General features: G+C 73.1%; 25 protein-coding genes. 5 read left to right on the forward strand and 20 right to left on the reverse strand.

The window, feature by feature from the left end; all coding sequences use genetic code 11:
* Nucleotides 1–36 precede the first annotated feature (36 nt).
* From ACZ3ZE_RS05075 to ACZ3ZE_RS05120, 10 genes are all read right to left on the reverse strand, one after another.
* A complete protein-coding gene (locus ACZ3ZE_RS05075; protein ID WP_467257372.1) occupies nucleotides 37–1,680 on the reverse strand; it encodes an alkaline phosphatase family protein in 1,644 nt (547 codons plus the stop codon).
* A 144-nt stretch (nucleotides 1,681–1,824) separates the two neighbouring features.
* On the reverse strand, nucleotides 1,825–2,892 hold the full coding sequence (locus tag ACZ3ZE_RS05080; RefSeq protein WP_467257375.1) for a 2-aminoethylphosphonate ABC transporter substrate-binding protein: 1,068 nt from the start codon (nucleotides 2,890–2,892) through the stop codon (nucleotides 1,825–1,827).
* Nucleotides 2,893–2,906: 14 nt separating this feature from the next.
* On the reverse strand, nucleotides 2,907–3,704 hold the full coding sequence (locus ACZ3ZE_RS05085) for an ABC transporter permease (RefSeq protein WP_361162808.1): 798 nt from the start codon (nucleotides 3,702–3,704) through the stop codon (nucleotides 2,907–2,909).
* A complete protein-coding gene (locus ACZ3ZE_RS05090; protein ID WP_442304361.1) occupies nucleotides 3,691–4,641 on the reverse strand; it encodes a 2-aminoethylphosphonate ABC transporter permease subunit in 951 nt (316 codons plus the stop codon). The genes ACZ3ZE_RS05085 and ACZ3ZE_RS05090 overlap by 14 nt, the downstream gene beginning before the upstream one ends.
* Entirely contained in the window at nucleotides 4,634–5,692 is a 1,059-nt protein-coding gene (locus ACZ3ZE_RS05095) for an ABC transporter ATP-binding protein (RefSeq protein ID WP_467257378.1), read from the reverse strand. Before ACZ3ZE_RS05095 ends, ACZ3ZE_RS05090 begins: the two co-directional genes overlap by 8 nt.
* Complete coding sequence (locus ACZ3ZE_RS05100; protein WP_467257381.1) at nucleotides 5,689–6,381, reverse strand: phosphonatase-like hydrolase; 693 nt, start codon at nucleotides 6,379–6,381, stop codon at nucleotides 5,689–5,691. The genes ACZ3ZE_RS05095 and ACZ3ZE_RS05100 overlap by 4 nt, the downstream gene beginning before the upstream one ends.
* A gap of 5 nt (nucleotides 6,382–6,386) precedes the next feature.
* Complete coding sequence (locus tag ACZ3ZE_RS05105) at nucleotides 6,387–7,523, reverse strand: TIGR03364 family FAD-dependent oxidoreductase (protein ID WP_361162801.1); 1,137 nt, start codon at nucleotides 7,521–7,523, stop codon at nucleotides 6,387–6,389.
* Between the two features lie 207 nt (nucleotides 7,524–7,730).
* Nucleotides 7,731–8,498, reverse strand: coding sequence for a GntR family transcriptional regulator (locus ACZ3ZE_RS05110; RefSeq protein WP_467257384.1), 768 nt, complete (start codon nucleotides 8,496–8,498; stop codon nucleotides 7,731–7,733).
* Nucleotides 8,499–8,548: 50 nt separating this feature from the next.
* Nucleotides 8,549–9,490 carry a hypothetical protein gene (locus tag ACZ3ZE_RS05115; protein WP_467257387.1) on the reverse strand — a complete coding sequence of 314 codons (942 nt, stop codon included), beginning with the start codon at nucleotides 9,488–9,490 and terminating at the stop codon, nucleotides 8,549–8,551.
* A gap of 122 nt (nucleotides 9,491–9,612) precedes the next feature.
* A complete protein-coding gene (locus ACZ3ZE_RS05120; protein ID WP_467257390.1) occupies nucleotides 9,613–10,992 on the reverse strand; it encodes an ROK family transcriptional regulator in 1,380 nt (459 codons plus the stop codon).
* Nucleotides 10,993–11,075: 83 nt separating this feature from the next.
* Here ACZ3ZE_RS05120 and ACZ3ZE_RS05125 point away from each other — a divergent pair, with 83 nt between their 5' ends.
* A complete protein-coding gene (locus ACZ3ZE_RS05125; protein ID WP_467257393.1) occupies nucleotides 11,076–12,158 on the forward strand; it encodes a Gfo/Idh/MocA family protein in 1,083 nt (360 codons plus the stop codon).
* Nucleotides 12,155–12,640 (forward strand): heme-degrading domain-containing protein, encoded by a 486-nt coding sequence (locus ACZ3ZE_RS05130; protein ID WP_361162793.1) that lies wholly within the window; start codon nucleotides 12,155–12,157, stop codon nucleotides 12,638–12,640. The genes ACZ3ZE_RS05125 and ACZ3ZE_RS05130 overlap by 4 nt, the downstream gene beginning before the upstream one ends.
* Here the strand turns inward: ACZ3ZE_RS05130 and ACZ3ZE_RS05135 are convergent.
* The 5 genes from ACZ3ZE_RS05135 to ACZ3ZE_RS05155 all read right to left on the reverse strand — a co-directional run bounded on the left by ACZ3ZE_RS05135 (nucleotide 12,603) and on the right by ACZ3ZE_RS05155 (nucleotide 17,109).
* A complete protein-coding gene (locus ACZ3ZE_RS05135) occupies nucleotides 12,603–14,090 on the reverse strand; it encodes a choice-of-anchor A family protein (protein ID WP_467257396.1) in 1,488 nt (495 codons plus the stop codon). The two genes, ACZ3ZE_RS05130 and ACZ3ZE_RS05135, sit on opposite strands and share 38 nt — an antisense overlap.
* Nucleotides 14,091–14,282: 192 nt before the next feature.
* Nucleotides 14,283–15,140: a fumarylacetoacetate hydrolase family protein gene (locus tag ACZ3ZE_RS05140; protein WP_361622277.1), complete on the reverse strand. Its 858-nt coding sequence runs from the start codon at nucleotides 15,138–15,140 to the stop codon at nucleotides 14,283–14,285.
* Between the two features lie 139 nt (nucleotides 15,141–15,279).
* On the reverse strand, nucleotides 15,280–16,002 hold the full coding sequence (locus ACZ3ZE_RS05145; protein WP_361162787.1) for a YidC/Oxa1 family membrane protein insertase: 723 nt from the start codon (nucleotides 16,000–16,002) through the stop codon (nucleotides 15,280–15,282).
* Nucleotides 16,003–16,191: 189 nt separating this feature from the next.
* Nucleotides 16,192–16,494, reverse strand: a complete 303-nt coding sequence (locus tag ACZ3ZE_RS05150) for a DUF6412 domain-containing protein (RefSeq protein ID WP_363292592.1) — start codon at nucleotides 16,492–16,494, stop codon at nucleotides 16,192–16,194.
* 84 nt (nucleotides 16,495–16,578) lie between these two features.
* Nucleotides 16,579–17,109, reverse strand: coding sequence for a winged helix-turn-helix transcriptional regulator (locus ACZ3ZE_RS05155; RefSeq protein WP_361162783.1), 531 nt, complete (start codon nucleotides 17,107–17,109; stop codon nucleotides 16,579–16,581).
* Nucleotides 17,110–17,213: 104 nt separating this feature from the next.
* On the opposite strand from ACZ3ZE_RS05155, the gene ACZ3ZE_RS05160 reads away from it, so the two are divergent.
* Nucleotides 17,214–18,629: an MFS transporter gene (locus tag ACZ3ZE_RS05160; protein ID WP_467257399.1), complete on the forward strand. Its 1,416-nt coding sequence runs from the start codon at nucleotides 17,214–17,216 to the stop codon at nucleotides 18,627–18,629.
* Nucleotides 18,630–18,643: 14 nt separating this feature from the next.
* On the opposite strand, the gene ACZ3ZE_RS05165 is transcribed toward ACZ3ZE_RS05160, so the two are convergent.
* Genes ACZ3ZE_RS05165 through ACZ3ZE_RS05175 form a run of 3 tightly spaced genes read right to left on the reverse strand, consistent with a single transcriptional unit; the run spans nucleotide 18,644 to nucleotide 21,264 of the window.
* Nucleotides 18,644–20,218, reverse strand: coding sequence for a sodium:solute symporter family protein (locus ACZ3ZE_RS05165; RefSeq protein WP_361162779.1), 1,575 nt, complete (start codon nucleotides 20,216–20,218; stop codon nucleotides 18,644–18,646).
* Complete coding sequence (locus ACZ3ZE_RS05170; protein ID WP_361162777.1) at nucleotides 20,215–20,397, reverse strand: hypothetical protein; 183 nt, start codon at nucleotides 20,395–20,397, stop codon at nucleotides 20,215–20,217. Before ACZ3ZE_RS05170 ends, ACZ3ZE_RS05165 begins: the two co-directional genes overlap by 4 nt.
* Nucleotides 20,398–20,430: 33 nt before the next feature.
* The gene (locus ACZ3ZE_RS05175) at nucleotides 20,431–21,264 is read right to left on the reverse strand and encodes a class E sortase (protein WP_467257402.1); all 834 of its coding nucleotides are present in this window, start codon (nucleotides 21,262–21,264) and stop codon (nucleotides 20,431–20,433) included.
* A 63-nt stretch (nucleotides 21,265–21,327) separates the two neighbouring features.
* On the opposite strand from ACZ3ZE_RS05175, the gene ACZ3ZE_RS05180 reads away from it, so the two are divergent.
* Nucleotides 21,328–22,350 carry an SEC-C metal-binding domain-containing protein gene (locus tag ACZ3ZE_RS05180; protein WP_467257404.1) on the forward strand — a complete coding sequence of 341 codons (1,023 nt, stop codon included), beginning with the start codon at nucleotides 21,328–21,330 and terminating at the stop codon, nucleotides 22,348–22,350.
* Nucleotides 22,351–22,374: 24 nt separating this feature from the next.
* Here ACZ3ZE_RS05180 and ACZ3ZE_RS05185 read toward each other — a convergent pair whose 3' ends face one another.
* Nucleotides 22,375–23,544: an MrcB family domain-containing protein gene (locus tag ACZ3ZE_RS05185; RefSeq protein WP_467257407.1), complete on the reverse strand. Its 1,170-nt coding sequence runs from the start codon at nucleotides 23,542–23,544 to the stop codon at nucleotides 22,375–22,377.
* A 136-nt stretch (nucleotides 23,545–23,680) separates the two neighbouring features.
* Between ACZ3ZE_RS05185 and ACZ3ZE_RS05190 the strand changes: the two genes are divergently transcribed.
* Nucleotides 23,681–23,983 (forward strand): hypothetical protein, encoded by a 303-nt coding sequence (locus tag ACZ3ZE_RS05190; RefSeq protein ID WP_361162771.1) that lies wholly within the window; start codon nucleotides 23,681–23,683, stop codon nucleotides 23,981–23,983.
* A gap of 3 nt (nucleotides 23,984–23,986) precedes the next feature.
* On the opposite strand, the gene ACZ3ZE_RS05195 is transcribed toward ACZ3ZE_RS05190, so the two are convergent.
* Nucleotides 23,987–25,255: a DUF445 domain-containing protein gene (locus tag ACZ3ZE_RS05195; protein ID WP_361162769.1), complete on the reverse strand. Its 1,269-nt coding sequence runs from the start codon at nucleotides 25,253–25,255 to the stop codon at nucleotides 23,987–23,989.
* Between the last annotated feature and the right edge of the window lie 6 nt (nucleotides 25,256–25,261).

The following is a 25,261-nucleotide window of genomic DNA, read 5'->3' on the forward strand; positions in this document are numbered from 1 at the left end:
GACGCGACAGCGCTGTGGCGCCGCCCCCAGCCTAGGTCAGGAAGCCGTCACCCTGACCCCGTCGATCACCCAGTACCAGTTGTTGGACCCGGTGTAGCGGAAGCGGAAGCTGACGCTGCTCGCGCCGGCGGGCACGGCGACCGTGACCGACTGCGGCTGCGAGATCACGTCCGCCGTGTAGCTCTTCACGACGGTCGGCGTACCGCCGTTGAACGAGGCCAGGATCTGAGCGGTCTGCGCGCCCTCCTGCCGGTACAGCGTCGTGAAGTCGAGGGTCGCGCGGCTCGCGCCCGAGACCGTGTACGCCGGGGTGACCAGGGTCGAGTCAAAGGTGCCCGAGAAGGTCTTGTCGGCCCACTCGTCGGAGTCGGCGACCGCGAAGACGCCCCGGGCGCGCACGTTGAGCTCGCGGGACTGGTCGCGCTGGGAACGGGACCAGAACTCGTCGGTGGCGAAGGACCAGCCGCGCCACTCGGTCACGCCGCCGGTGCCCATGGCGTTGTTGATGACGGACCAGCCGCTGGGCGCGGTGCGGGTGAAGCCGAGGACGCCGGCGGGGATGCCGGTCTCGTCGACGCGGCCGGTGAGGGACGGGTGGAGGGTGTCGAAGGGGTCGGCGGAGCGGTCCTGGACCGGCTTGCCGTCGAGGCCCCAGGAGGGGTCCGGGACGATGCCGAGCTGGCGGAAGACGGTGGCGGCGACGTCGACGAGCCGGGTGTCGACGGGGCGGGCGCCGGCCGCGATGCCGGGGCCCTGGGCGAGGACGAAGGTGCGCCGCTCCTCGATGCTGGAGCCGCCGTGGCCGCCGGCGTCGGTGTGGCCGTGGTCGGTGGCGACGATGACGGTCCAGCGCTCGGAGGCGTACGAGGGGCGGGCCTGGATCGCGGTCAGGAGGCGCCCGAGGTAGGCGTCCTGGACGTCGATGGCGTCGGTGTACTTGGGGCTGGCGGCCCCGTAGTTGTGCCCGATCTCGTCGGTCTCGCCGAAGTAGACGAAGAGCACGTCGGGGTTCTGGTTGCGCAGCACGTCCTCGGTGATGTCGGTGATCACGAGGTCGTTGACGGCGTAGTCGTTGTCGCGGACGACCTTGGCGTCGGCGCCGGGGGTGACCGTGCCGTAGGTGTCGAGCTCGGGCCAGTCGACGGCGGCGAAGAGCGAGAGCTCGGGGCGGACCTGGTGCAGCCGGGCGAGGAAGCCGGGGTAGCTGGCGTAGTCACGGCCGGTGAAGGTGTTGTCCTTCACGCCGTGCTTGTCGGGCCACACGCCGGTGGAGATGGTGGACCAGCCGGGGCCGGAGGAGGTCGCGGCCATCGGGTTGGCGTAGAGCAGGGAACGGCCGTAGGTGCCGTTCGCCATCAGGGACTTGAGGTTCGGGGCCTTGGCGGCGTCGATGCGGTCGTACCGCAGGCCGTCCATGCCGACGAAGAGCACCTTGTCCTTGCTGGTGCCGTTCGGGAGGGTCGGGGCAGCCGAGGCGGCGGCCTGGGCGGTGGGGGCGGTGGCGAGGCCGGTGGCGGCGACGGCCGCGGTGGCACCGGCGGCGGCGAGCACGGTGCGGCGGGAGGGGCGGGCCAGCCGGGACGGCTGAGACGACTCAGCCGGCCGGGACTGCTGGGACTGCTGGGACGACAGGGACGGCAGGGACGGGCTGGCGATGCCGGTGATGCCGGTGATCGGCATGTCGGGAGTCCTCCATGGTCGGGGGTGACTGGCGGCACACCAACGCCCCTGATTCCTCAGGGGCGTTGCGCGATCTGGCTTTGGTCCGTACCCGTTATCTTTCCGCGATACTTCTACGGGACGGAAGAGACGTGCGGTGAACTCTCAGCTGCCCGTGGCGGACTTCCACGCGTCCACGTACGCCGTGAGGTTCTTGTCGATGTCGGCCCAGTCCGGCTCGAAGACCTCGACGCCGTCCATCAGCTTGCCCAGCGCGATGGCGTTGGCGTCGGTGGGCTTGACGTCCTCGCGGGCCGGGAAGCCGCCGCCGATGGCGCTGACCTCCCGCTGGGCCTGCTCGCCGAGCATGAAGTCGAGCAGCTTCTTGCCGTTCTCGCTGTGCGGGGCCTTGTCGACCAGGCCGGCCGCGTACGGCAGGGCGAAGGTGGTTGGCTTGCCGCCGGCCTTGGCCGGGAACCAGATGTCCAGGTTCGGCATGGTCCTGGCCTGCGCGAAGTTCATCTGGACGTCGCCGTTGGCGACCAGGATCTCGCCCTTGTCGACCTTCGGGGCCAGCTTGGAGGTGGAGGAGGACGGGCCGACGTTGTTGGCCTGCAGCTTCTTCAGGTACGCCATGGCGGGCTCCTGGCCGCCGAAGTCGTGCAGGGCCTTGATGAGCACGGCGGTGCCGTCGCCCGCGACGCCCGGGGTGGAGTACTGGACCTTGTCCTTGAACCTCGGGTCCAGCAGCTCCTCCCAGGTCTTCGGCGCGGGGCTCGCCTGCTTCTTGTTGCGGATGAAGCCGAAGTAGTTGTTGACGACGGAGGTCCACTTGCCGTCGTCGGCCTTGTCGGCGCCGCTGACCTGGTCGGAGCCCTTCGGCGCGTACGCCGCGAGCAGCCCCTTGGAGTCGGCCTGCTGGATGAAGGGCGGGAGGGTGACGAGGACGTCGGCCTGGGTGTTGCTCTTCTCGCGGGCGGCGCGCTGCACCATCTCGCCGGAGCCGCCCTCGACGTACTTCACCTTGATGCCGGTCTGCTTCTCGAAGTCCTTGAAGACCTTGTCGTACCAGCCGTCGCCCGCCTCGCCCTTGAGGCCGTCGGCGCTGTAGACGGTGACGACCTTCTCGTCGGCGGCCGCGGACGAGCCGCCGCAGGCGGTGAGGGTGGCGGCGAGGGCCAGACAGCCGGTGACGGCGGCGATCGGCTTGACGTACGGGAAGGGGGTAAGCATGACGTCGTTCTCTCCTAGCGGTACGAGGCTTTGGTACGGATACGGGCGACGGCGAGCAGGACGAGTAGGGTCGCCGTCATGAGGACCACCGCGAGCGCGGAGCCCGTGAAGAGCGAACCGCGGTCGGTGGCCGTGAAGATGAGCACCGGCAGCGGCATCCAGTCCGGCGGGTAGAGCATCATCGTGGCGCTCAGCTCACCCATGGACAGGGCGAAGCAGAGCCCCGCCGCCGCGGTCAGCGACGGCAGCAGGAGCGGCAGCCGGACCCGCAGCAGCACGTACGAGGGGCGGGCGCCGAGGCTGGCCGCCGCCTGCTCGTACATCGGGTCGAGCCGCAGGATGGCAGCCGAAACCGACTGGTAGGCGAACGCCGTGACAAGAACGGTGTGCGCGAGGATCACGATCCAGCGCGTGCCGTTGAGGAGCATCGGCGGCTGCGAGAACGCGACCAGGACCGCGAGCCCCACCACCACCGACGGCACGGCCACCGGCAGCACGAACAGCGCGTCGACGATCCGGCGCCCGCGCTTGCGGAGCGCGGCGGCGGCGAGCGCGGCCCAGGTGCCGGCGGTCAGCGCGAACACGCTCGCCGCGAGGGCCGTCACCAGGCTGGTGGTGAGCGCCGTCAGCGACTCGCCGCGCACGGCGGCGGCGTAGTGCGCGGTCGTCGGCCCGGAGGGGAAGGCACCGGACCAGTGGGTGGAGAACGAGGCCGCGAGGATGACGAGGAGGGGCAGGGCGAAGAGCGGGACGAAGAGGACCGCGAAGAGGATCCAGACCGCCCACCTCCCGGTTCGGCTATGCACCAGCACGACGGCTCACCACCCGGTAGACGGTGTAGAGACCCACGGAGATCACCACGTTGACGACGGCGACGACGCAGGCCGCCGCGTAGTCGGATTCGAGGATGGCCTTGCCGTAGACGAGCATCGGCAGGGTCGTGACGCCCTTGGCCCCGGTGAACAGCACGATCCCGAACTCGTTGAGGCACATCACCAGGACGAGGCTGCCGCCGGCGGCGAGCGCCGGAAGCGCCTCGGGCAGGATCACCCGCCGCACGATCCGCAGCGGCCGGGCGCCGAGCGAGGAGGCCACCTCCAGCTGGGCGGTGTCCAGTTGGGAGAAGGCGGCGAGCAGGGGACGCATCACGAACGGAGTGAAGTACGTGATCTCGGCGAGCAGCACGCCCCACGGCGTGGACAGGAAGTGGAACGGCCCCGTGGCGTCACCGGTGACGTCCGTCCACACCCCGTTCGCCATGCCGACGGTCCCGTAGAGGAACAGCAGCGCGAGCGTGATCAGGAACGACGGGAAGGACAGGAACACATCGATGAACCGCGCCACCGCCCGCCCACCCGGAAACGGCACGAACGCGACCACCGACGCCAGCACGAACCCGAGAACCAGACACCCCACGGTGGCGGCGACCGCCAGCCACACGGTGGTCACCAGCGCGTCCCGGAACGACCCGGACGCGAACACCTGGGCATACGCCCCGGGGGCCAACGACTCCCGGACGACGAGAGCGAGGGGGTAGAGGAAGACGACGGCCAGGGCGAGGACGGGGGGTGTGGCCCAGAACCAGGCGGGGAGCGTTCCGCGGTCACGGGGGCTGGGCTCGCCCGTCACCGGTCGGGGGCCATCGTCCCGCAGGGCGTCGGGGGTCCCCCCGGACGAAGTCTGGGGGAGGGTGGGCACCACCCCACCAGCGCGCTGCGCCTCCGAAAGACCCGCACCACCACTACCCATCGTTCACCCCCGCCGCCAGCAGCACCGCGTCCTCGCGCGCGAAGTGCAGCGTCACCTCGTCCCCCAGCGCCGGCGTCTCCCGCAACTCCCGCACATCCGCCTTGACCCGATGCCCGGAGCTGCCGACCTCCACGTACAGCCGGTGCGTGGACCCCCGCCACTGCACCTCGGAGATCCGCCCCCGCAGGGCGTTGGGCCCGGGGCCCAGGCCGACGAGATGCGGCCGCACGCAGAGAGTCGCGCTCGAACCGGCCGCCGCGTCGGCGACCGCCACGTCCAGCGCGACCCCGTCGAGGCTGACCCCGTCCGCGCCGACGACCACCGGCAGCAGGTTCGCGTTGCCGACGAACGACGCCGTGAACTCCGTACGCGGCCGCCGGTACAGCTCCTGCGGCGTGCCGCAGTCCCGCAGCCGGGCCCGGTCCATGACGGCGATCCGGTCGGCGAGGGTGAGCGCCTCGACCTGGTCGTGGGTGACGTACAGGATGGAGACGTCCGGCAACTCCCGGTGCAGCCGGGCGAGTTCGGCGAGCATGCCGGAGCGCAGCTGGGCGTCGAGCGCGGAGAGCGGCTCGTCGAGGAGGAGGACGTTGGGGCGGATGGCGAGGGCGCGGGCGATGGCGACGCGCTGCTGCTGCCCGCCGGAGAGTTCGCGCGGGTAGCGCTTGGCGTAGGCCCCCATGCCGGTCATCTCCAGGGCCTCGGCGACCCGGCCGGGGATCTCGCTCTTGGGCGCCTTGCGCGCCTTCAGGCCGAAGGCCACGTTGTCCTCGACCCGCAGGTGCGGGAAGAGGGCGTACTGCTGGACGACCATGCCGATGCCGCGCTTGTGCGGCGGCAGCGCGGTGACGTCCCGGTCGCCGATGAACACCCGCCCGGAGGCGGGCCGTACGAATCCGGCGACGGCCCGCAGGGCGGTGGTCTTGCCGGAGCCGGAGGGGCCGAGCAGGGCCATGACCTCGCCGGGTTCGACGGTGAGGTCGAGGCGGTCGAGGACGGTGTGGTCGCCGTACCGTACGGAGACGGCGTCGAAGCGTATGCCGCTGGTCATGCCTCGTACTCCCGCAGCAGTCCAGGGAGTCCGGCGACGGAGGCGAGGACGTGGGTGGCGCCGTGCTCCTTGAGCGCGGGCTCGCCGTGCGCCCCGGTGAGCACGCCCGCGACGATCCCGGCGCCGGAGCGCACGCCGCTGAGCATGTCGTACGAGGTGTCGCCGGCGACCACGACCCGGCGGACGTCGTCGACGGCGCCGGTGCGCAGGAAGGCGGCGAGCACCATGTCGGGGTAGGGGCGGCCGCGACCGCCCGCGTCGGCGGGGCAGAGGGTGAGGGTGACGAGTTCGCGCCAGCCGAGGGCGTCGAGGATGGCGTCCTGGGTGACGCGGGCGAAACCGGTGGTCAGGACGACGGTCCTGCCCTGTTCGCGGAGGGCGGCGATGGCCTCGGCGGCGCCGGGCAGGGGCGCGATCCGGCCACCGGCGACGAGCTCTCCGTACGCCTCCTCGAAGGCGAGGTTGGCCTGCCGGGCGCGCTGCTCGTCGCCGCCGAAGAGGTGGCGGAAGACGGAGATCTTGGACTCGCCCATGGTGGCCCGGACGTAGTCGATCATCGTGGCGGGGTCCTCGCCGAGGCGTTCGGCGGCGGCCGTGAAGGCCTGCTCGACGAGGCCGCCGTCGGCGACGGTGGTGCCGGCCATGTCGAGGACGACGAGGCGGTGCTGAGGTGCGGTCGTGTCGGTCATCGTGGCTACCAGCCCAGTTCGTTCGCGGTGGTCTCGGCGATGGCGGGCGAGCAGGTCATGCCGCGTCCGCCGGGTCCGGTCACCAGCCACACGCCGTCGCGCACCTGCTGGCGGTGGACGACGCGGCTGGTGTCGGTGCACTGCGCGTACACGCCGGCCCAGCGGCGCCGGACGCGCGGCAGCGGGCGGCCGAGGAAGGACTCGACGACGCGGGTGAGGTGCTCGTAGGGGTCTTCGAGGGTGTCGAAGGCGAACGGGTGCTCGTACTCGTGGGTGTCGCCGATGGTCAGCCCGCCGTCGAGGCGCTGCACCATGAGCAGCTGCATCTTGTGTGCGGCGGCGGTCGGGTCCTGCGCCTGCCCGGCGTTGAGGGCGTCGAGCTCCGGGGAGGCGTACGCCGGGTAGTAGCGGAAGGAGTCGGCGTCGGCGACGGAGGTGGTGAGGGGTTCGCCGAGCGGGTCGGTCTGCATCATCTGGAGCCGGACCCGGCGGACCGGGACCTCGCCCGCGACCTCGCGGACCAGGCCGGAGAGCCAGGCGCCGGTGCACAGGACGACGGCGTCGCCGGTGTGGGTGTCGCCGTGGTCGTCGCGGACCGCGTTCTCGCCGACGACCTCCCGCACCTCGCGGTGCGGAAGGAAGGTGTAGCGGCCGGTGGCCAGGAGGGCCTCGCGCAGGGCCAGCTGGGCGGTGCGGGGTTCGACGGCGGCGTCCCGCTCGCACCACAGGGCGGCCTGGGCCCCTCCGTTCTCGAACGCGCCGCGCAGGGCGGGGTTGACGGCCAGCGCCTCGTCGGCGGTGAGCAGCTTGTAGCCGCGGGCGGCGGCGTCGGGCCGGGCCAGGGCGGCCTCGGCGACGCCGAGTTCGAGCGCGTTGCGTACGGGGGTGAGGGACCCGATGGCCCGGAAGCCGAGCCCGGGGACCCGGGCGCCGACGTCCTCCCAGAGTTCGCGGGCGCGCAGGGCGGTGTCGAGTTCCTCGCCGCCCGCCCGGCCGCTGACCCATATCTGGCCGAAGTTGCGGAGGGAGGCGCCGCGCGCCTCCGCTTCGCGCTCGATGTGGACGACCTCATGGCCGCGTTCGACTGCGTGCCAGGCGTGCATGGTTCCCACCACGCCGGCTCCTACGACGATCACCTTCATGCCGTTCACGGTCCTGGCGGTGGGTGACCCGGACCGATCGGCTGGGCGACGGGACGGTGAACGGGCTGCCAAGCTTGGACTAGACCCGTTACTGTTTCGTGATATTTGCAGGCTGGCCGAGCGGCCGGAACAGGGGGCAGGGGAGGCAGGCGGGTAGGCGGGCAGGGGGCGGCAGGCGGGCAGGGAGGCCCCGGGGGTCGGGCGGGCTCAGTCCTGGCGGCCCAGGTGCGCCGTGAAGCTGAAGCGGTCGCCCCGGTAGAGCGTGCGCACGCGTTCCAGGGGCCGGCCCGCCGTGTCCCGCGAGACGCGGTGGATCAGCAGCATCGGCAGCGCCGGAGGGGTGCCGACGAGCAGCGCCTCGCGCGGGGTCGCCAGGACCGTCTCGATCCGCTCGTCGGCGTCACCGAAGGAGATGCCGAGCCGGTCGTGGAGATAGGCGTAGAAGGAGGAGTCCGGGTCGAACTCCACGTCCAGGCGCGGGGCGCGCGCCTCGGAGACGTACGTGCTCTCCAGGCCGACCCGCTCGTAGTCGGCGAGCAGCACCCGCTCCATGTGCCAGACGGGCTCGCCGCGCACCACGCCGACCTCGGGGGCGAGGGCCTCGGGGCACGGGAAGCGCTCCAGGGAGATCAGCGCACGCCCGGGACGGCGCCCCTGCCGGCGTACGCCCTCGGTGTAGCTGGCGAGCGAGAGCGGCTGCTCCAGCTTGGGCCCGGCGACCACGGTGCCGCGCCCCTGCCGGCGCAGCCGCCCCTCCAGGAGCAGCTCGCGCAGGGCCTGCCGGACGGTCTCGCGCGACACCTCGTAGCGGACCGCGAGGTCCCGCTCGGTGGGCAGCAGCCCGCCCTCGCCCAACTCGGCGATGAGCGCGGCGACTTTGGCCTTGACGGCGTAGTACTTGGGGATGCGGCCGTGCTCGGGGATGCCGGAGCGGATGGGCGCGCCGGGGTCATCGGGGCTGTTCGGGTTCTCCACCTGGTGATCGTTGCAGATGCGAGTGAACGGGACGGTGTACGCGGGGTGGCCTACGCGTGCCGTCGGCGGCGGCGCGAGAACAGCACCAGGGCCGCCCCCGCCGCCAGCAGCGCCGCCGAGAAGGGCGCCGCCCGCAGCGCGGACTCGCGCCCCGTCCGGGCGAGTTCGGGGCGGACCGGGGCGGGGGCCGTGCCGCGCGGGGTGGGCCGCGCGGGATCGGCCGGGGCCGGGGCGTGCTCCGTGGCGGCCGGGCGGGTCGGGTCCGCCTGGCCGGTCGGGTCCGCCTGGCCGGTCGGGTCCGCCGGAAGCACCGTCAGCGGGTAGTCGCCCGACTCGCCGACCCAGTCACCGTCGTCGCCCCGCCGCTGCACGACGGCGGCGTTGACGACCACCACGTCCGGGACGGTGTCGGCACGGAAGGCGAGCCGCACGGGGACGGTGAGGGTGCGGTGCGCGGGGACGGCGAAGCCGGTGAAGGCGGGGGGTGGGGGGGTGGTGTCGGTCGGGGTGGGCGCGGCGGACGGGGTGGCGGCGCCCGTCGGGCGGTCCGGTGCGTCCGACGGGCGGTCCGGTGCGTCCGACGTGTCCGGTGCGTCCCCGGTCCCGCCGAAGACGCCCACGCTCTCCGACCGGTCCGTCCCCTCGAACGTCACCGGCCGCCACAACCGCGCCCCGGCGTCGTAGAACTCGGCCCGGATCTGGGCGGGCCGCAGGGTCCGCTCGCGGTCGGCGAGCACGAGCACCGGGTGGATGCCCCGGCAGGGCCGGGCGGTGGTGTTGGTGAGGTCGAGGTTCCAGGTGAGGAAGTCCCCGCCCGCCGCGTACGTGGCGGGCCCGTCCTTGATCCGGGTGGCGAGGGGGAAGTCCCGGGCGGCCTCCGCGCCGCACTCGGGCGGCGCCGCCACCACCGGCACGGGCGCCAGGGCGTGGGCGACCGGGACGGCGGCGGCCGTGGTGAGGGCGGCGAGGGCGAGGGCGTTGCGCAGTCGCATGGGCGGGTGCCTTTGCTGCTCGCGGCGTACGGGTCGCCCGCGACGCTGCCACGCGCGGCACGACGGAAACGTGAACGACGCGGCCGGACCCCTCGAACGCCCAGCCATCCCGCCCGATCAGCCTATTGTCCGACCGTCGGCGGCTCGCCCCCGAAGCCCGAGGGCCGGTTGCCGAAGACCGGCGCGAGGATCAGCTGCGCCGCGCCCTCCGCCACCGCGTGCGGGGCGGTCGCCACCGCCACGTCCGCCGGGAGGGCGAGGCCGGCCAGGACCTCGCGGGTGCCGCGCGCGAACACCTCGGGGGCCGCGAGGACCGCCCGGCCGCCGAGCAGCACCCGGTCGACGTCCAGCAGCCGGACCAGGTTCGCCGCTCCGGTGCCCAGCACCCGGGCGGCACCGTCGAGATCGCCGCGCGCGAGGGCCGCCAGGCACAGCACCTCCAGGCAGCCGCGCCCGCCGCAGTCGCAGGGCGGCCCGTCGAGCTGGACGGTCTGGTGCCCGAGCTCCCCCGCCCCGGTCCTGCCCCCGCGCAGCACCGCCCCGCCGAGGACCAGGCCCGCGCCCAGACCCGTACCGAGGTGCACGTACGCGAAGGAGCCGGGGGCGCCGGGGCGCAGGGCGAGGCCCAGGGCGGCGGCGTTGGTGTCCTTGTCGAGCACGACGGGCAGCCCGAGCCGCCGCGCCAGCTCGTCCCGCAGCGGAAAGCCGTCCCACTGCGGAAACCCGGTGACCCGCCCGGGCGTTCCGGCCCGGTGGTCCAACGGCCCGGGCATGGCGACACCGACGCCGAGGACGCTGGTCCCGGGGGCACCGGTCCCGGGGACACCGGTCCCGGGGACACCGGTCCCGGGGACACCGGCCCCTGGGACGCCGACCCCGAGGAACCCGGCCCCGAGGGCCGCCCCACCCGCGCCGCCGCCCGGGCGGGTGCCCCCGCTCGCGCCACCCGGCAGCAGCGCGGCCGCCTCCGCCCGTACCGCCGCGAGGACCGGCTCCGCGCCCGCGCCCAGGTCCAGGGGGGTGCGGCGCTCGGCGACGCGTTCGCCCGCGAGGTCGAGCAGGACGGCGGTCAGCTCGTCGCGGTCGAGGTGGAGGCCGATCGCGTGGGCCGCCTCGGGGACGAGCCGCAGGACGGTGGCCGGTTTGCCGCCCGTGGAGGCCCGGCGCCCGGCGTCGGCGGCCAGGCCCTCGGTGCGCAACCGGGCGGTGATCTTGCTGACCGCCTGCGGGGTCAGGCCGGTCCGTTCCGCCAGCTCCAGGCGGCTGATCCCTTCGCGCCCGGCCGTCCGCAGCAGGTCGAGCACCAGCGCGGCGTTGTGGCTGCGCAGCGCGGGGAGGTTCGCGCCGCCCGCTCCCGTACGCGTCGCCGTACGGGAATCCGCACGGGTCCCGGCAGGGGTGTCCGTACGCGGCCCCGCACCGGAATCCGTACGGGCACCCGTACGGGCATCCGCCCCCGCACCGGAATCCGCACCCGCCTCCCTCCGGGCATCCGTCCCCACGTCCGTACCCCTCTCCGTCCTCACCACCCGCCCATTGTCCCCCCTGCTTGCACTTTGGCAACAGCGTTGCCAAAGTGGAGTTCATGACTGGCACCGCCCCCGCCCCCCTCCGCGTCGGACTCGTCGGCTACGGCCTCGCGGGCTCCGTCTTCCACGCCCCGCTGATCGCCGCCTCCCCCGAGCTCGTCCTCGACACGGTCACCACCGGCAACCCGGAGCGCGCCGAGCAGGCCCGCGCCGAGCACCCGGGCGTCACGGTCGCCGCCTCGCCCGAGGAGCTGTGGGCGCGGGCGGACGAGCTCGATCTGGTCGTGGTCGCCTCCCCCAACAAGACCCACGTCCCGGTCGCCACCGCCGCCCTGGAGGCCGGGCTGCCCGTCGTCGTGGACAAGCCGCTCGCCGGGACCGCCGCCGAGGCCCGTGGGCTCGCCGAGCTCGCCGACGCGCGCGGGCTGCTGCTCTCGGTGTTCCAGAACCGCCGCTGGGACAACGACTTCCTCACCCTCCGCGCCCTCCTCGCGGAGGGCGAGCTCGGCGAGGTCCAGCGCTTCGAGTCCCGGTTCGAGCGCTGGCGTCCGCGCCCGAAGGGCGGCTGGCGCGAGTCCGGCGCCCCGGAGGAGATCGGCGGCCTGCTCTACGACCTCGGCAGCCACGTCGTCGACCAGGCCCTGGTGCTGTTCGGGCCGGCCGTCCGCGTGTACGCCGAGTCCGACGTGCGCCGTCCGGGCGCCGAGGCCGACGACGACACCTTCCTCGCGGTCACCCACGCGAACGGCGTCCGCTCGCACCTCTGGGTGAGCGCCACCACCGCACAGCTCGGCCCCCGCTTCCGGGTGCTCGGCCGGCGCGCGGGCTACGTGAAGTACGGGCTCGACCCCCAGGAGGCCGCCCTGCGCGAGGGCCTGCGTCCGGAGCCCGGCGCCCCCTGGGGCATCGAGCCGGAGCGGCTGTGGGGGCGGCTCGGCTCGGGCGAGTCGCCGCTGACCGGCGGCGGCACCCCCGTGGAGACCCTGCCGGGCGCCTACCCCGCCTACTACGCGGCCGTCGCCGCCGCCCTGCGCGGCACCGGGCCGAACCCGGTGACGGCGTACGAGGCGGCCGACGCCCTCGACGTCCTGGAGGCGGCGAGGCGTTCCGCCCGCGAGGGCGTGGCGGTGGACCTGTGAGCGAGGTCGCCGAGCTGGAGGCGCAGGAAGCCGCCCTGGTCCTCCCCCACTTCACGTACGAGGACGCCTGGACGCTCGGCACGATCCTGGTCGGCCTGGCACGGGAGCGGCGCGCGCCCGTCGCGATCGACGTCCGGCGCGGCGCGCAGCGCCTGTTCCACTGCGCGCTGCCCGGGTCGAGCGCCGACAACGACGCCTGGATCGAGCGCAAGCGGCGGGTGGTGGAGCGGTACGGCGTGAGCTCCTTCCTCGTCGGGGCCAGGTTCCGCGCGAAGGGGACGACCTTCGAACTGTCCTCGCGCCTCGACCCGGACCGCTTCGCCGCGCACGGCGGCTCGTTCCCGCTCGCGGTCGAGGGCGCGGGCGTCGTCGGCGCGGTCACCGTATCGGGGCTGCCGCAGGCCGAGGACCACGCGCTGGTCGTCCTCGGCCTGGAGCGTCTGCTCAGTTCGTACCGGTCGAACGGCGCCGCCGCCGGCTGACCGCGATGAGCGCGCCGCCGCTGAGCGCGAGCCCGGCGGCGGTCACGCCCATGACGACCTTTCCGGTGGTGGAACCGGAACCGGTGTCGGGGAGTTCACCGCCGCCGGTGGTGCCGCTGGTGCCGTGCCCACCGGTGGCGTGCCCACCGGTGGCGTGACCGCCCGTGTCGCCGCCGGTGGCTCCGCCGGTGTCCGTACCGCCGTCGCTCGCGCCGCCGTCCGACGACCCGCCGTCCGACGATCCGCCATCCGTCGATCCGCCGTCCGTGGAGCCGCCGTCCGTGGAACCCCCGTCGCTGGAGCCGCCGTCCGTACCGTTCGAGTCCGTCGGACTCGGCGTCGGAGTCGGAGTCGGAGTCGGAGTCGGTGTGGGGGTCGGCGTCGGGGTCGGGGTCGGGGTCGGCGTGGGTGTCGGTCCGTTCTCGTCGCACTTCGGCAGGTCGCCGTTGAACGGATAGGCGTGGATCTCCTGCCCGCCGCCCCCGCTCGTCAGCGAGGTGTGGGTCAGCGAACCGCTCGTGTAGAACCGCCCGTTCATGCCGGGCAGGGTCACCGTCGCCATGTTCGCCGGCGGGCCGATGAGCACGCTCCCCTCGAACTGCCCGCTGCCCTCGAAGGTCGCCTTGGTCGCGTCGGGGAAGTTCCACAGCAGCCTGTCCTGCAGGGATTTCGGGACGTCACCGCTGTACGTGTCGATGGTCCGGTCCGCGCCGTAGACGTTGACGAGGACCGTCGCCCCGGCCGGGATGCCGGTGAAGCGGAAGCCCTGCGAGCCGCCGTTCGCCGCCTCCAGGTCGAAGTCGACGTCGAAGATCTGGAGCACCGACTTCCCGTCGCCGGTGAAGAGGGTCTCGCTGCCGCTGTTGACGGCCGTCCCGGTCGCCTTGCGCCGCTTGCCCTCCACGTACGCGTAGCAGCGGCTGGCGTCGGTGAGCTGCTCGCGCAGGGGCTTGTACGTGTCGACCGCGGCCTTGTCGTGGACGGACGCCGGGGAGACCGTACCGCTGAGCGTGCCCGCGTACCGTACGACGCCGTGCACCGTCCCCTCCTCGGCGAGCAGGCGCTGGCCCGAGGCGATGGTGATGTTCCCGCCGGTGGAGAGGAAGTCGGTGCCGTCGTCCGGGGGGACGCGCGAACCGACGCCCGCGACGCCGACGTTGTAGACCTGCGAGACGCCCGCGCGCTTGTTCATGTCGAAGCCGCCGAGGACGACCACCTTGCCCTCGGCCTCGGCCGCCGCCTGCCGGACGAGGAAGTCGCCGCCGACGAAGATGTTGATGTTGTTGTCGCGCCCGGCGATCGGCCCGTTGTCGATGTCCGGGTACGGGGAGGGGCACTTGCCCGGCAGGCAGGGGCCGAGCCCGCCCGGGAGCGGGTCGGCGAGGCTCGCGGTGGCGAGGCCGCCGACGAGGCCGACGGCACCGGCCACCGCCGCGGCCGCTCGCATCATAATCCGACGATTCGACACATGTGCACTCATATGGGCCAATATGCAGAATATGACGGTCGATGGCGACGCCCCACGCGCAGGGGCACCCGAGGCATCGCCCGAACGACTCACGACCAGCCCGCGGCTGGGGGCGGCGCGCGACGACCGGCCCACGACTCGGGACCGCTCGCGACGACCAACCCCGCCCGGGGCTCAGGCGCTCTTGAGCTCCTGGCGCTGGCGGCCCAGCCCCTCGATCTCCAGCTCGACGACGTCGCCGGCGCGCAGGTACGGCTTGGGCTCCGGCTGCCCCATGGCGACGCCCGCCGGGGTGCCGGTGTTGATGATGTCGCCGGGGTAGAGGGTCATGAAGCGGCTGACGTAACGGACCACCTCGGCGACCGGGAAGATCTGGTCGGAGGTGTGGCCGTCCTGCTTCAGCTCGCCGTTGACCCACAGCTTCAGGCCCAGGTCCTGCGGGTCCGGTACCTCGTCGGCGGTGACCAGCCAGGGGCCCAGCGGGTTGAAGGTCTCGCAGTTCTTGCCCTTGTCCCAGGTGCCGCCGCGCTCGATCTGGAACTCGCGCTCGGAGACGTCGTGGGCGAGCGCGTACCCGGCGACGTGGGAGAGGGCCTCCTCGTCGGTCTCCAGGTAGCGGGCGGTGCGGCCGATGACGATGGCCAGCTCGACCTCCCAGTCGGTCTTCACCGAGCCGCGCGGCACGAGGACGGTGTCGTCGGGGCCGACGACGGTGTCGGGGGCCTTGAGGAAGACGACGGGCTCCGCCGGGGTCTGGGCACCGACCTCCGCCGCGTGCCCGTGGTAGTTCAGCCCGATGCACACGACCTTGCCGATCCGGCCGACCGGCGGGCCGATCCGCAGCCCCGTCGCGTCGAGCGCGGGCAGCACGCCCGCGCCGGCCGCGGCGCGCACCCGGTCGAGCGCCGAGGCGTCGCCGAGGAGACCGCCGTCGATGTCGTCGACCAGGGCGGACAGGTCGCGGAGCGTCCCGTTCTGGTCGAGGAGGGCGGGCCGCTCGGCCCCTGCCGGGCCGACACGCAGCAGCTTCATGGTCTGTCTCCCTGTGGTCGAGGTGGCCCGGGAAATGGGCCGTCGTGAACCCCGGCCGATGGAGTGCGGCCATCGGAGGATTGGTCGATCCTCCAATGGAACGGTTCACCCCGCAAGACCCCGTTCACACCCTGGACCCTTACGCGGGAGTAGCCAGAGCGCCCGCTGCGGGCATGTCCCGATAGAGGAAGGCACGCTCGACGGCGGTCCAGGTGGTGCTGGTGACGATGTAGAGCGCGGCGGCCAGCGGCACGACGGCGACCGAGAGCAGGGTCGCGAAGGAGAGCAGCGGCAGGTAGCGGCCCATGGCCGCCGCCATGCCCGCGCCGGGCTGGCCGGGGTCGGCCGGGACGGGCGCCGGCTGACGCCGGGCCCGCAGGTAGTTGTATGTGGCGACGGTGGCGACGATCGCGAAGAGCACCAGGTAGACCAGGCCGGCCGGGCCGAACACGCCGCCGTCCGAGAGGGCGTCGGCGTAATGGGCGCCGAGCGGGGCGGCGAAGAGGCTGTGGCCGGCCATCCGCCCGCTGGAGAAGAGGTGGAACATCAGGAAGAAGGCGGGTGCCTGGAGCAGGCTGGGCAGGCAGCCGGCGAACGGCGAGACCTTCTCCTCGGCGTGCAGCTCCATGATCGCCTTCTGCAGGCGTTCGGGATTCTTGGCGTGCTTCTTGCGCAGCTCGGCGAGGCGCGGGGCGAGCCGGGTCCGGGCCTTCTGCCCCCGGGCGGCGGCCCGCGAGAGGGGGTGAACGGCGAGGCGTACGCACATCGTGAACAGGACGATGGCGGCGGCGGTGGCGCTCAGGCCGAACAGCGGCTGGAGCAGGTCGGCCAGGTGCTCGACCAGGGAAGCGAAAACGGACATGGGAGCCCTCCGAGGGGTCTCGTCGTGCCGGAAGAAGAGAAAAACTCGGCAGGACGGAACGCGCGGAGGACCTGGGAAATCGAAGCTCGGCTGAGCTGAGAGCCCGGAGTCGAGAGCCCGGAGTCGAGAGCCCTGGACTGGGAACCCGGAGTCGAGAGCCCTGGGCCGAGAGCCCTGGGGGAGGTCCTGCTACGCGGCCGTCGGGAGGGGACGGCCGGGCGCCCGCGGCCTGCGACGGCCGGGGGCGTCGGGGTCGCGCTGGGGCAGGAAGGCGGTGCGCAGGGCCCGTTCACGCAGGGCGGTGCGGACGCGGGTGGGCGGCACGGGCAGGACCGCGCCGGCGCCGATCAGGGCACAGACGAAGGCGGTCGCGGCCATGGCGAAGGCGGCGGAGAGCCCGGCGCCGGTGGAGCCCTCGGAGAGCAGCAGATCGGCGAGGGCGAGGAGGAAGAGGAGCGGCGCGAGAACACGCAGCGACAACCCGTTGCGCATACCGGCCTCCCGTCCCGCCATCTGGCGACTGCCGAGCTGTTGCCGACGACCGCCTACCACTGCCTACTACTCGTCCACCGTCCGTTATACACGACCGGTCTCCAGCGGTACGAGGAGCCGGCGGGGCGCGAGGAGGGCGCGGGCGACCGGATCGGCGGGGTCCGGATCGAGTCCGGCACCGGGCCGCATCTCGATGTCGGCGGGGTGGACGGGGATCCGGCAGGCCGGGCACTCGCCGTACGGGCCGACCTCGGTGCCGCAGTCGGCGTGATGGAAATGACGCATGGGCACGCCACCGGGCTGGGCCTCGCGCCCCCACAGCCCGAGGGACCGCAGTACGGGCCAGAGGGCGACCCCGCGCTCGGTGAGCACGTACTCGTCGCGCGGCGGCGCCTCCTGGTAGCGGCGCCGGTCGAGCACCCCGGCCTCGACGAGGGCCTGGAGGCGGGCGGCGAGGACGGCGCGCGGGGCGCCGAGGTGGACGAGGAAGTCGTTGTAGCGGCGGATGCCGTAGAAGGCGTCGCGTACGACGAGGAGGGTCCAGCGCTCGCCGACGACTTCGAGGGCGCGGGCGATGGAGCACTGCTGGGTCGCGTAGTCCTTGCCGAGGGCCATGGGGACGAGTGTAGGGGAAAGGGTTCAGTGAATGAACCTTGACTGGTACGGTACGAGGACACTCAAGGTTCAGTGAACGAACCGACGGAAGCCGAGGTCCTGCCATGCCCCAGCCAGCCGCTCCGGTCACCCCGGGCAACCCGGCAGTCCTACGCCCCGGCGGCGGCGACGGCGCCGGTGACGGCCACGGCCACGGGCACGGGCACGGCCGCGCGACACTGGCCGTCACCAGCGCCGCCACCGCGCTGACGCTGATGAACTACACGGCCCCGATGCTCACCCTGCCCAGCACGGCCCACGCCTTCGGCACCCCCGCCGGCGCCCAGGCCTGGCTGCTCAACGGCACCCCGCTCGGCCTCGCCGTCCTCCTCCTGGTGGCCGGCAGCCTGGCCGACACCCACGGGCGGCGCCGGGTCTTCCTGCTGGGCACCCTGGGCCTCGGCCTCACCACCGCGCTGGGCGGCTTCGCGAACTCCACGCTCACCTTCACCCTCGCCCGCGTCGCCCAGGGCGCGGCGAGCGCGGCCGTGCTCGCGGCCAGCCTCGGCCTGCTGGCCCACGCGTTCCCGACGGGCGCGGAGCGGATCAGGGCGACCGGCGTGTGGGGCGCGTTCGTCAGCGCGGGCATCGCACTGGGCCCGCTGCTCGCGGGCACCCTCAGCACGCTGGCCGACTGGCGCTGGACGTATGTGGCCCTGGGCGCCGCGACCCTCCTCGTCGCCGCGCTCGGCACCCGTACCCTCGCCGAATCCCGCGCCCCGCGCGAGGGCCGGACCGACCTCGCCGGGGCCCTCGCGCTGGGCCTGGCGCTGGCGGCGCTGCTCACCGCGCTGACCCTGGGCCGGGACGGCTGGCTGCGCCCGCAGGTGGGCCTGCTCGCCCTCGCGGCCGTCGCCCTGGGGGCCCTGTTCGTCCGGGTCGAGCGGCGCACCGCGGCCCCGATGATCGACCTGGCCCTGTTCCGCACCCCCGCGTTCCGGGCGGCGACGGCGGGGGCGCTGTTCACGGGCCTGGCGGTGATCGGCTTCTTCAGCGTGCTGCCGGCGCTGCTCCAGCGGGGCGCGGGGATGGCGGCGCTGACGACGGCGTGGCTCTTCCTCCTCTGGTCGGGCACGGCGTTCCTGGTCGCCCTGCAGTCCCGGCGCCTCGCGGGCCGCCTCTCCGCCACGTACCAGCTCGCCCTGGGCTTCGCGCTCTCGACGGCCGGAGTGCTCGCCCTGTACGGCGCGCTGGAGGGCGCGGGCTGGACCCGCCTCCTGCCCGGCCTGATCGTGGCGGGCGCGGGCAGCGGCCTGCTGAACGCCGCGCTGCCGAGGCTCGCCGTGGACTCCGTACCCCCCGAGCGGGTGGCGATGGGCTCGGGCGCCAACAACACGGCCCGCTACATCGGCTCCTCGGCGGGCGTGGCCCTGGCCCTCGCCCTGGCGACGACGGGCCCGGACACGGCCCTGCTGACGTCGGCGGCCCTGGGCCTGGGCGGAGCGGCGGTGACACTGGGGGCGGGACGGGGACGGCGCTGAAGCCCCGAGGGGCCTCACCCCCGCGGGTCACCGTCGGCGACGGAAGCCGAACGCGCAGCTCCCCCCTCCCCGTTCCCCCCGCTCCCGCCGTACTCCCCATGCACGGGCAGCCGGGCGTCGGTGAACTCCTCGCGGGCGAGCACCTCCGCGTCCTCGCGCGGGTCGTCGGGGCCCGTGGGCCCGTACAGGCTGACGAGGACGGCGACGGCGAGGTTGACGAGCAGGGCGAGGAGCCCGGCGTTCACGCCCCACACCGGGTCGTGGCCGGTGAAGACGAGGCAGCAGACGAGCGCGACGCCGACGGCGAGCCCGCAGACCCCGCCGTACAGGGTCATCCGCCGCCACACGAGCCCCAGCAGGAGCAGCGGCAGGAGCTGCGCCATCCCCTCGTACGAGATGAGGGAGAGGCGGACGAGGGTGTTGGGCGCGGTGTACGTCATGAGGAGGGCGAGCCCGCCCGCGATGACGACCACGAGCTGGGAGAGGCCCTTCTCGCGGTCCCGGAGCCGGGGCAGGAGCGAGAGGACGCTGCGCCCCCACATGGTGCCGATGACCAGCATGAAGACGGCCATGGGGACGATGGAGGAGAGCGCGGCGGCGACGCCGACGAGGCCGACGGCCCAGGGCGGGAGGGAGTCGGTGACGAGGGCGAAGAGGGCGAGGTTGGACCCGGAGCCGGTGAGGCCGGGGACGACGAAGAGCGCGGCCATGCCGAGCAGCATGGGGACGAAGAGCAGCACGTTGTAGGCGGGCAGCCAGACGGCGTTGCGGCGCAGGGTGTCGGCGTCGCGGGCGCCGAGGTAGCCGGCGACGGTGGTCGGGAAGATCACGACGGTGAGGGAGTTGAGCAGGGTGGTGGAGGCGAACCACCCGACCCCGTACCCGCTCCGCTCCCCGCCGTGCCCGGGCAGCGCGAGCCACTCCGCCTTCTCGTCGGCGAGCCGGCCGAGGAACTCCCCGTACCCGTCGAAGTAGTGCAGCGGCACGTACACGGCGAGGAAGCCGAGGGTGAGGATGACGAGGGCGTCCTTGAGGACGGAGACCCAGGCGCTGCCGCGCAGCCCGCTGACGACGACGAAGCCGGTGGTGACGGCGAAGGCGAGGAAGTAGGCGAGGTCGAGCCCGATTCGCCCGTACGAGACGGTGGAGAGGACCACGCCCATGCCCGTGATCTGCAGCTGGATGTACGGCAGGAGGAAGACGGTCGCGAGGACGGCGACGACCGCCCCGAGCCAGGGCCGACGGTAGCGGTGGGCGGCCATGTCGCTGAGGGAGACCAGCCCGTGCTTGCGGGCGTACCCCCAGAGCATGGGCCCGACGACGTAGCCGAGGGCGTAGCCGCAGGACATGTAGGCGACGACGTAGAGGACGGGGGCGCCGTAGTTGTAGCCCCAGCCGGCGGCGCCGAGGTAGCTGAAACTGGTGTAGCCCTCGCCGGCCATCAGCACCCAGATGAACACGGGCCCCAACGAGCGCCCTCCGACGGACCAGTCGGCGAGCCCGCCGCTCTCCTGCCGCCGCACGGCGAGCAGCCCGAGGAGGACGGTGAGGACGAGGAAGCCGCCGAGGATCCACAGCGCGGAACTCACGACGCCCGCCCCGCCCGCCGGTCCCCGCGCCGCGCGAGGGCGACGGAGAAGGGGGTGAGGACGGTGGCCCCGAGCAGCCAGAAGAGCAGCAGCGGCACGTGGTTGACGAAGGGCAGGGCGACGACGAAGAGGACGTACGGCACGAGCAGCCACAGCAGATGCGGACGACGCTTGATCACCGGTCGAGCCTAGGCCCTCGCCCAGGCCCTCCCCTAGGCCGTCGCCCGGGGCCCGCCGGGGATCAGCTTCGCCCAGACGATCAGCCGGTAGGTGGAGGTGAACTCCGGGGTGCAGGTGGTGAGGGTGAGATAGGACCCGGGGTCGTCGTACCCGTAGGACCGCTTGAAGAGGGACCGGGGTACGGGGGCGATGACGCCGACGTCGCGGGGCGAGGTCTGCGGGAGGACGAGGTCGACGCGGTAGGTGTACGACCCCGAGCGCGTCCGCACGTCGATGACATCGCCCTTGCGCAGCCGGTTGACGTACCGGAAGGGCTCACCGTGGGTGTTCCGGTGCCCGGCGAGCGCGAAGTTCCCGGCCCGGCCCGGCCCGGCGGTGCCGGGATAGTGCCCGACGAAGCCACGGTCGAGCACGCTGCGCTTGCCGACGCCGTCGGCGACGGGGACGGTGAGGCCGAGCCGGGGGATACGGAGGACGGCGTAGGCGGCGGAGGAGCCCCCATCGGAGGAACCGCCGCCGGAGGAACCGCCGCCGGGACCGACGGAAGTGCCGACCCCAGCGGACTCCCCAGCCGACTCCCCAACGGAATCCCCAGACGACTCGGGCAACCCACCTGACTCAGGTGACACAGCTGACCCGGCCGCCCCAGCCGACCCAGGTGACCTACCCCACTCCCTCTCCAGGTCCCGCACCTGTTCGACGGCCTGGGCGCGGGCCTGCTCGTTCGTCCACCACATCTGGTGCAGGACGAAAAGAACGAGAACAACGCCGCAGGTGACGAAGACCTCGGCGCCCGCCCAGAGGGCACGGCCGACCCCGCCGCGCCGCGCGCGCCCCTGAACGACCACTGGAATTCGACCCTGCACGGCGGGCACGATAAGCGCTGAGGCACCAACTCTCCAGGGCCGTACAGCAGTACGGTGGTCGACATGCGCCCCGACATGTCTGCCGAGCACACCACCGAAGCCGAGCGCCTGCTCCGCACCGCGGGGCAGTACCCGGAGGACCGCGAACCGCTGCTGCTGCGCGCGGCGGCCCACCTGGAACTGGCGGGCGAGCGCGAGCGGGCGACGTCCCTGTACGACGCGCTGCTGTCCGACTCGCCCTCCCCCGCCGCGCCCTTCCTGATCAGGTCGCTGAAGGCGGCGAACCTGTGGGAGTACGGCCACGAGGCGGAGGCCCGCGCGATCATCGAGGGCGTCCGCAGGGCCCGCCCGACGGACCCGGCCGCGTGGGAGATCGCGGCGGAGACGCTGGAGTCCCACGACGAGCTGGAGGAGGCGGAGGCGACGTTCACGGAGGCGGCGGAACTGTTGGCGCCCTCACCCGCCACGCCCTCCGAAGACATCTCGTACTCCCTCCAGTCCCTGCTGGCGGCCCGCCACCGCGTCCGCCGCCTCCTGGCGCTGCCCCACGACCCGCACGACACCCTGGCGGACCGCCTCCACACCGGCGACGTCCCCCTGGACGAGCTGCACGACCCGAAGCGCCTGTGGTCGCTGGGCTCGTCGGACCCGGCCGAACTCCAGGCCGAGATCACCCGCCTCCGTTCGGAACTGGGCTCCTACCGCACCGCCCTGTCCCGCCCCTTCCCGGTGGCGGTCCTGCACTGGCCGGAAGCGGAACTGGACGAGCTCCTGACGGCCTACCCGGAGCTGGAGGCGGAGTACCCGACCTACCGGGCGCACCTGACGGACATCGAGGCCTCCCTCCGCGAACTCGCGGCCGCGGGCACCCCGAACCTGGGCATCGTCCCCGCCACGGTCCCCTCCTACGAAGCCTTCGCCGCCTCAGAATCCTCCACCCCCGCCAACCCCGACCTCCTCCCCCAATACGCCACGACCTTGGCAGCCCGAGGCCGCGCGACGGCCTGGCCACCGCTGCGGGGGGCGGGGTGCTGGTGCGGGTCGGGGCGGGTTTACGGGGAGTGCCATGGGGGCGCTACGACGTAGGCGGGGACGGGCGGGGCAGGGCTGTCAGCTCGTCGGCTGGACCAGTTCCCACTGCTCGGTGAGCGAGGTGCCTTCCCAGGCGCCCGGGCACCGCTCGCTCGGCCAGATCGCCGTGATGCCCAAGGTCTCCAGGTAGGGGGCGTAGTGGCCGATGGGCGCGCTGAACAAGGCGACGAGGTGCGGGTCCTGTTCGTCACGCTCCCGGTAGTAGAAGTGGCGGTACTCAAGGAGCTGGGCCACCGCCTCGCGGACCGCCACGTACGCCTTGCGTTCCGGCACCGTCTTGGCCTCGACCAGCCAATCCTGACCGTGGAGGTTCTGTCGGCGCAGGACGAGGTCCCGCTTGTCGACGTTGAGGTTCACGGGGCGGTAGCCGCAGGCAGCGGCGTGTTCGGCGAATTCCTTCACCAGCTTCTCGTGAAGACGTCCGCGCCGCTGCCGGCCACCGGGAACATCGGTGTAGTAGTCGCCGCTGTTTCCCTCCTTGAACCCGGAGAGCGGGTCGCCCGCGTCTTCACTTTCGCTTCCCCCGGGACTCCCGGGCTCCACGAGGGGGGCCTGGTAGGAGAGGTCAAGGTCGCCGGCCGCCGGCATCTCAAAGTCCGCGAAGTAGCGGTCAACGACAGCCGCGCAGTTGAGCAGCTGCACGGCCTCGCGGAGGTCTTCCGCGAGCTGTTCCTCGGACGGCAGGTCGGCGAGCTCGTACCTCTTGGCCGCGATGTTCGCCTTCTCGTAGGCGCGGGGCCGCCAGTGACGCGTCGGTACGTCGAGGTGCACGACGTCCTGCCAGGTGCGCGCCATCTCGGGCGGGAGGGCGGGGCGGTACGACGCGCCACGGGCCGTCAGGAACGCATGCAGCCTGGCTCCCTTTCCGTACCCCGCGGATTCCACGATGGTCGTGACGCCCTGCTGAAGGGAGAGCGTGACCGAGGTGCGCTCGCGATCGAAAAGGTAGGCCAGGTACACCCCCTGCTGCGGATTGGTGTTGATTCCTTTGTCGAAGACACCGATCCACGGCACCACCGCCATGTTTCCCATGCCGCCGAAGCCCTCCGCGGTGCATCGCTCCGGCAACGGCAGGTCGCGACGCTCCTTGATCCCGTTGAGAAGGGCAACGTCAGCGCGATCGCCAGAGGCCGAGCCCGAAGGGTCGTAGATTTCGGCGATGCGGAGCAGGAGTTCACGGAGAGGCATTCGCAGAAAGTAGACCCGCTCGATCAGAAACGCACGTGACCGCGATCACATGCGACAAGAAGAGCGTCAACTCTGACGTGTTCTCTGCCCTCGTTACGCTCGTATTCCAGACGCCCACCGATCGAGAGGCCCCACCATGCCCCGCATCCCCTCCCCCGCCATAGCCGCCGCAGGTCTCGTCGGTGGGTACGCCGTCGCTCGGTGGACGAAGAAGCGGCCGCTCGGTGGGGCGGTGCTGGCTGTTGCCGGTGGGGTGGCCGCACGGGAGTGGCAGCAGGTGGGTGGGGCGAAGGTGGCCGGTGGGCTGACGGCCGCGTATGTGGCCGCCTTCGCCGGGTCTCACCCGCTCGCCAAGAAGATCGGCGCCTGGCCCGCCGTGTTCTCCGTGGCCGGGGGCATGGCCGCCGCCTCCTGGGCCGTGACGCGGCCCCGGGGCTGATCCTCAGCCGCCCGCCGCGTGGCTGACCGTGTAGATCAGCAGGCCCGCCAGTGCGCCCACCACCGTGCCGTTGATGCGGATGAACTGGAGGTCGCGGCCGATGTTGGCCTCGATCTTCTTCGAGGTCTGGGTGGCGTCCCAGCCGGCGACCGTGTCGGTGATCAGGGAGGTGATCTCGGTGCGGTACGTGGTGACCACGTACGCCGCCGCGTCCTCCGCCCAGCCTTCGACCTTGGCCTGGAGGCGGTCGTCGGTGGCCAGGCGGGTGCCGAGGGAGATCAGGGAGGCGCGGGCGCGGCGGCGGAGCTGGCTCTGGTCGTCCTCGGCGGCGGCCAGGATCAGGGCGCGGACCGAGGACCAGGCCGAGGCGATGACGTCCTGGACCTCGGGGCGGGCCAGCAGGTCGGTCTTCAGGCGCTCCACGCGGGCGCGGGTGTCCGTGTCGCCCTGGAGGTCGGCGGCGAAGTCGGTGAGGAAGCGGTCGATCGCGCCGCGCGCCGGGTGGCCCGGCATGTCCCGCATCTCCGTCACGAAGCGGAGCAGCTCCTTGTAGACGCGCTCGCCGATGCGCCGGTCCACGAAGCGCGGGGTCCAGCCCGGCGCCCCGCCCTGGACCGCGTCCATCACCGAGTCGCCGTGCGTCACCAGCCAGTCGTGGGCGCGGGTGCAGACCAGGTCCACGGCCCGGTGGTGGGAGCCGTCGGCGACCATGCGTTCCAGGGTCTTGCCCAGGCCGGGGGCGATCTCCGCGGACTCCGCCCGGCGGGTGATCGCCTCCCCGACGACCGCCTGCACGTCCGCGTCCCGGAGGACCGTGAGCGCGCCGCGCAGGGCCGCCGCCAGTTCGGAGGTGACGCGGTCCGCGTGGGCCGGGTCCGCCAGCCAGGTGCCGAGGCGGCGGGCGATGCCGAAGCCGCGCAGCCTGCCCCGTACGACGTCGGCGGAGAGGAAGTTCTCCCCCACGAAGGTGCCCAGCGACGCGCCCAGCTGGTCCTTCTTCGTCGGGATGATCGCCGTGTGCGGGATGGGGAGGCCCAGCGGGCGGCGGAACAGGGCCGTCACCGCGAACCAGTCGGCCAGCGCGCCGACCATGCCCGCCTCCGCCGCTGCGGCCACATAGCCCGCCCATGCCCCGGCACCCGTGTTCTTCGCCCACGTGGCCAGGGCGAAGACCAGCGCCACGAAGCCGAGCAGGGCCGTCGCCAGCAGCTTCATCCGCCGGACGCCCTTGCTCTTCTCCTCGTCCGCCGCCGTGTACGTGAAACTCACCATCACCTC

The organism is Streptomyces sp. NPDC023157 (assembly GCF_055560575.1).

What these genes read in the sequence shown, in the direction of transcription:
- ACZ3ZE_RS05075 (WP_467257372.1), bottom strand. Translation starts at nt 1,680, where the DNA reads ATGCCGATCACCGGCATCACCGGCATCGCCAGCCCGTCCCTGCCGTCC.
- ACZ3ZE_RS05080 (WP_467257375.1), bottom strand. Translation starts at nt 2,892, where the DNA reads ATGCTTACCCCCTTCCCGTACGTCAAGCCGATCGCCGCCGTCACCGGC.
- ACZ3ZE_RS05090 (WP_442304361.1), bottom strand. Translation starts at nt 4,641, where the DNA reads ATGGGTAGTGGTGGTGCGGGTCTTTCGGAGGCGCAGCGCGCTGGTGGG.
- ACZ3ZE_RS05095 (WP_467257378.1), bottom strand. Translation starts at nt 5,692, where the DNA reads ATGACCAGCGGCATACGCTTCGACGCCGTCTCCGTACGGTACGGCGAC.
- ACZ3ZE_RS05100 (WP_467257381.1), bottom strand. Translation starts at nt 6,381, where the DNA reads ATGACCGACACGACCGCACCTCAGCACCGCCTCGTCGTCCTCGACATG.
- ACZ3ZE_RS05105 (WP_361162801.1), bottom strand. Translation starts at nt 7,523, where the DNA reads ATGAAGGTGATCGTCGTAGGAGCCGGCGTGGTGGGAACCATGCACGCC.
- ACZ3ZE_RS05115 (WP_467257387.1), bottom strand. Translation starts at nt 9,490, where the DNA reads ATGCGACTGCGCAACGCCCTCGCCCTCGCCGCCCTCACCACGGCCGCC.
- ACZ3ZE_RS05125 (WP_467257393.1), top strand. Translation starts at nt 11,076, where the DNA reads ATGACTGGCACCGCCCCCGCCCCCCTCCGCGTCGGACTCGTCGGCTAC.
- ACZ3ZE_RS05135 (WP_467257396.1), bottom strand. Translation starts at nt 14,090, where the DNA reads ATGATGCGAGCGGCCGCGGCGGTGGCCGGTGCCGTCGGCCTCGTCGGC.
- ACZ3ZE_RS05140 (WP_361622277.1), bottom strand. Translation starts at nt 15,140, where the DNA reads ATGAAGCTGCTGCGTGTCGGCCCGGCAGGGGCCGAGCGGCCCGCCCTC.
- ACZ3ZE_RS05145 (WP_361162787.1), bottom strand. Translation starts at nt 16,002, where the DNA reads ATGTCCGTTTTCGCTTCCCTGGTCGAGCACCTGGCCGACCTGCTCCAG.
- ACZ3ZE_RS05150 (WP_363292592.1), bottom strand. Translation starts at nt 16,494, where the DNA reads ATGCGCAACGGGTTGTCGCTGCGTGTTCTCGCGCCGCTCCTCTTCCTC.
- ACZ3ZE_RS05155 (WP_361162783.1), bottom strand. Translation starts at nt 17,109, where the DNA reads ATGGCCCTCGGCAAGGACTACGCGACCCAGCAGTGCTCCATCGCCCGC.
- ACZ3ZE_RS05160 (WP_467257399.1), top strand. Translation starts at nt 17,214, where the DNA reads ATGCCCCAGCCAGCCGCTCCGGTCACCCCGGGCAACCCGGCAGTCCTA.
- ACZ3ZE_RS05180 (WP_467257404.1), top strand. Translation starts at nt 21,328, where the DNA reads ATGCGCCCCGACATGTCTGCCGAGCACACCACCGAAGCCGAGCGCCTG.
- ACZ3ZE_RS05185 (WP_467257407.1), bottom strand. Translation starts at nt 23,544, where the DNA reads ATGCCTCTCCGTGAACTCCTGCTCCGCATCGCCGAAATCTACGACCCT.
- ACZ3ZE_RS05190 (WP_361162771.1), top strand. Translation starts at nt 23,681, where the DNA reads ATGCCCCGCATCCCCTCCCCCGCCATAGCCGCCGCAGGTCTCGTCGGT.
- ACZ3ZE_RS05195 (WP_361162769.1), bottom strand. Translation starts at nt 25,255, where the DNA reads ATGGTGAGTTTCACGTACACGGCGGCGGACGAGGAGAAGAGCAAGGGC.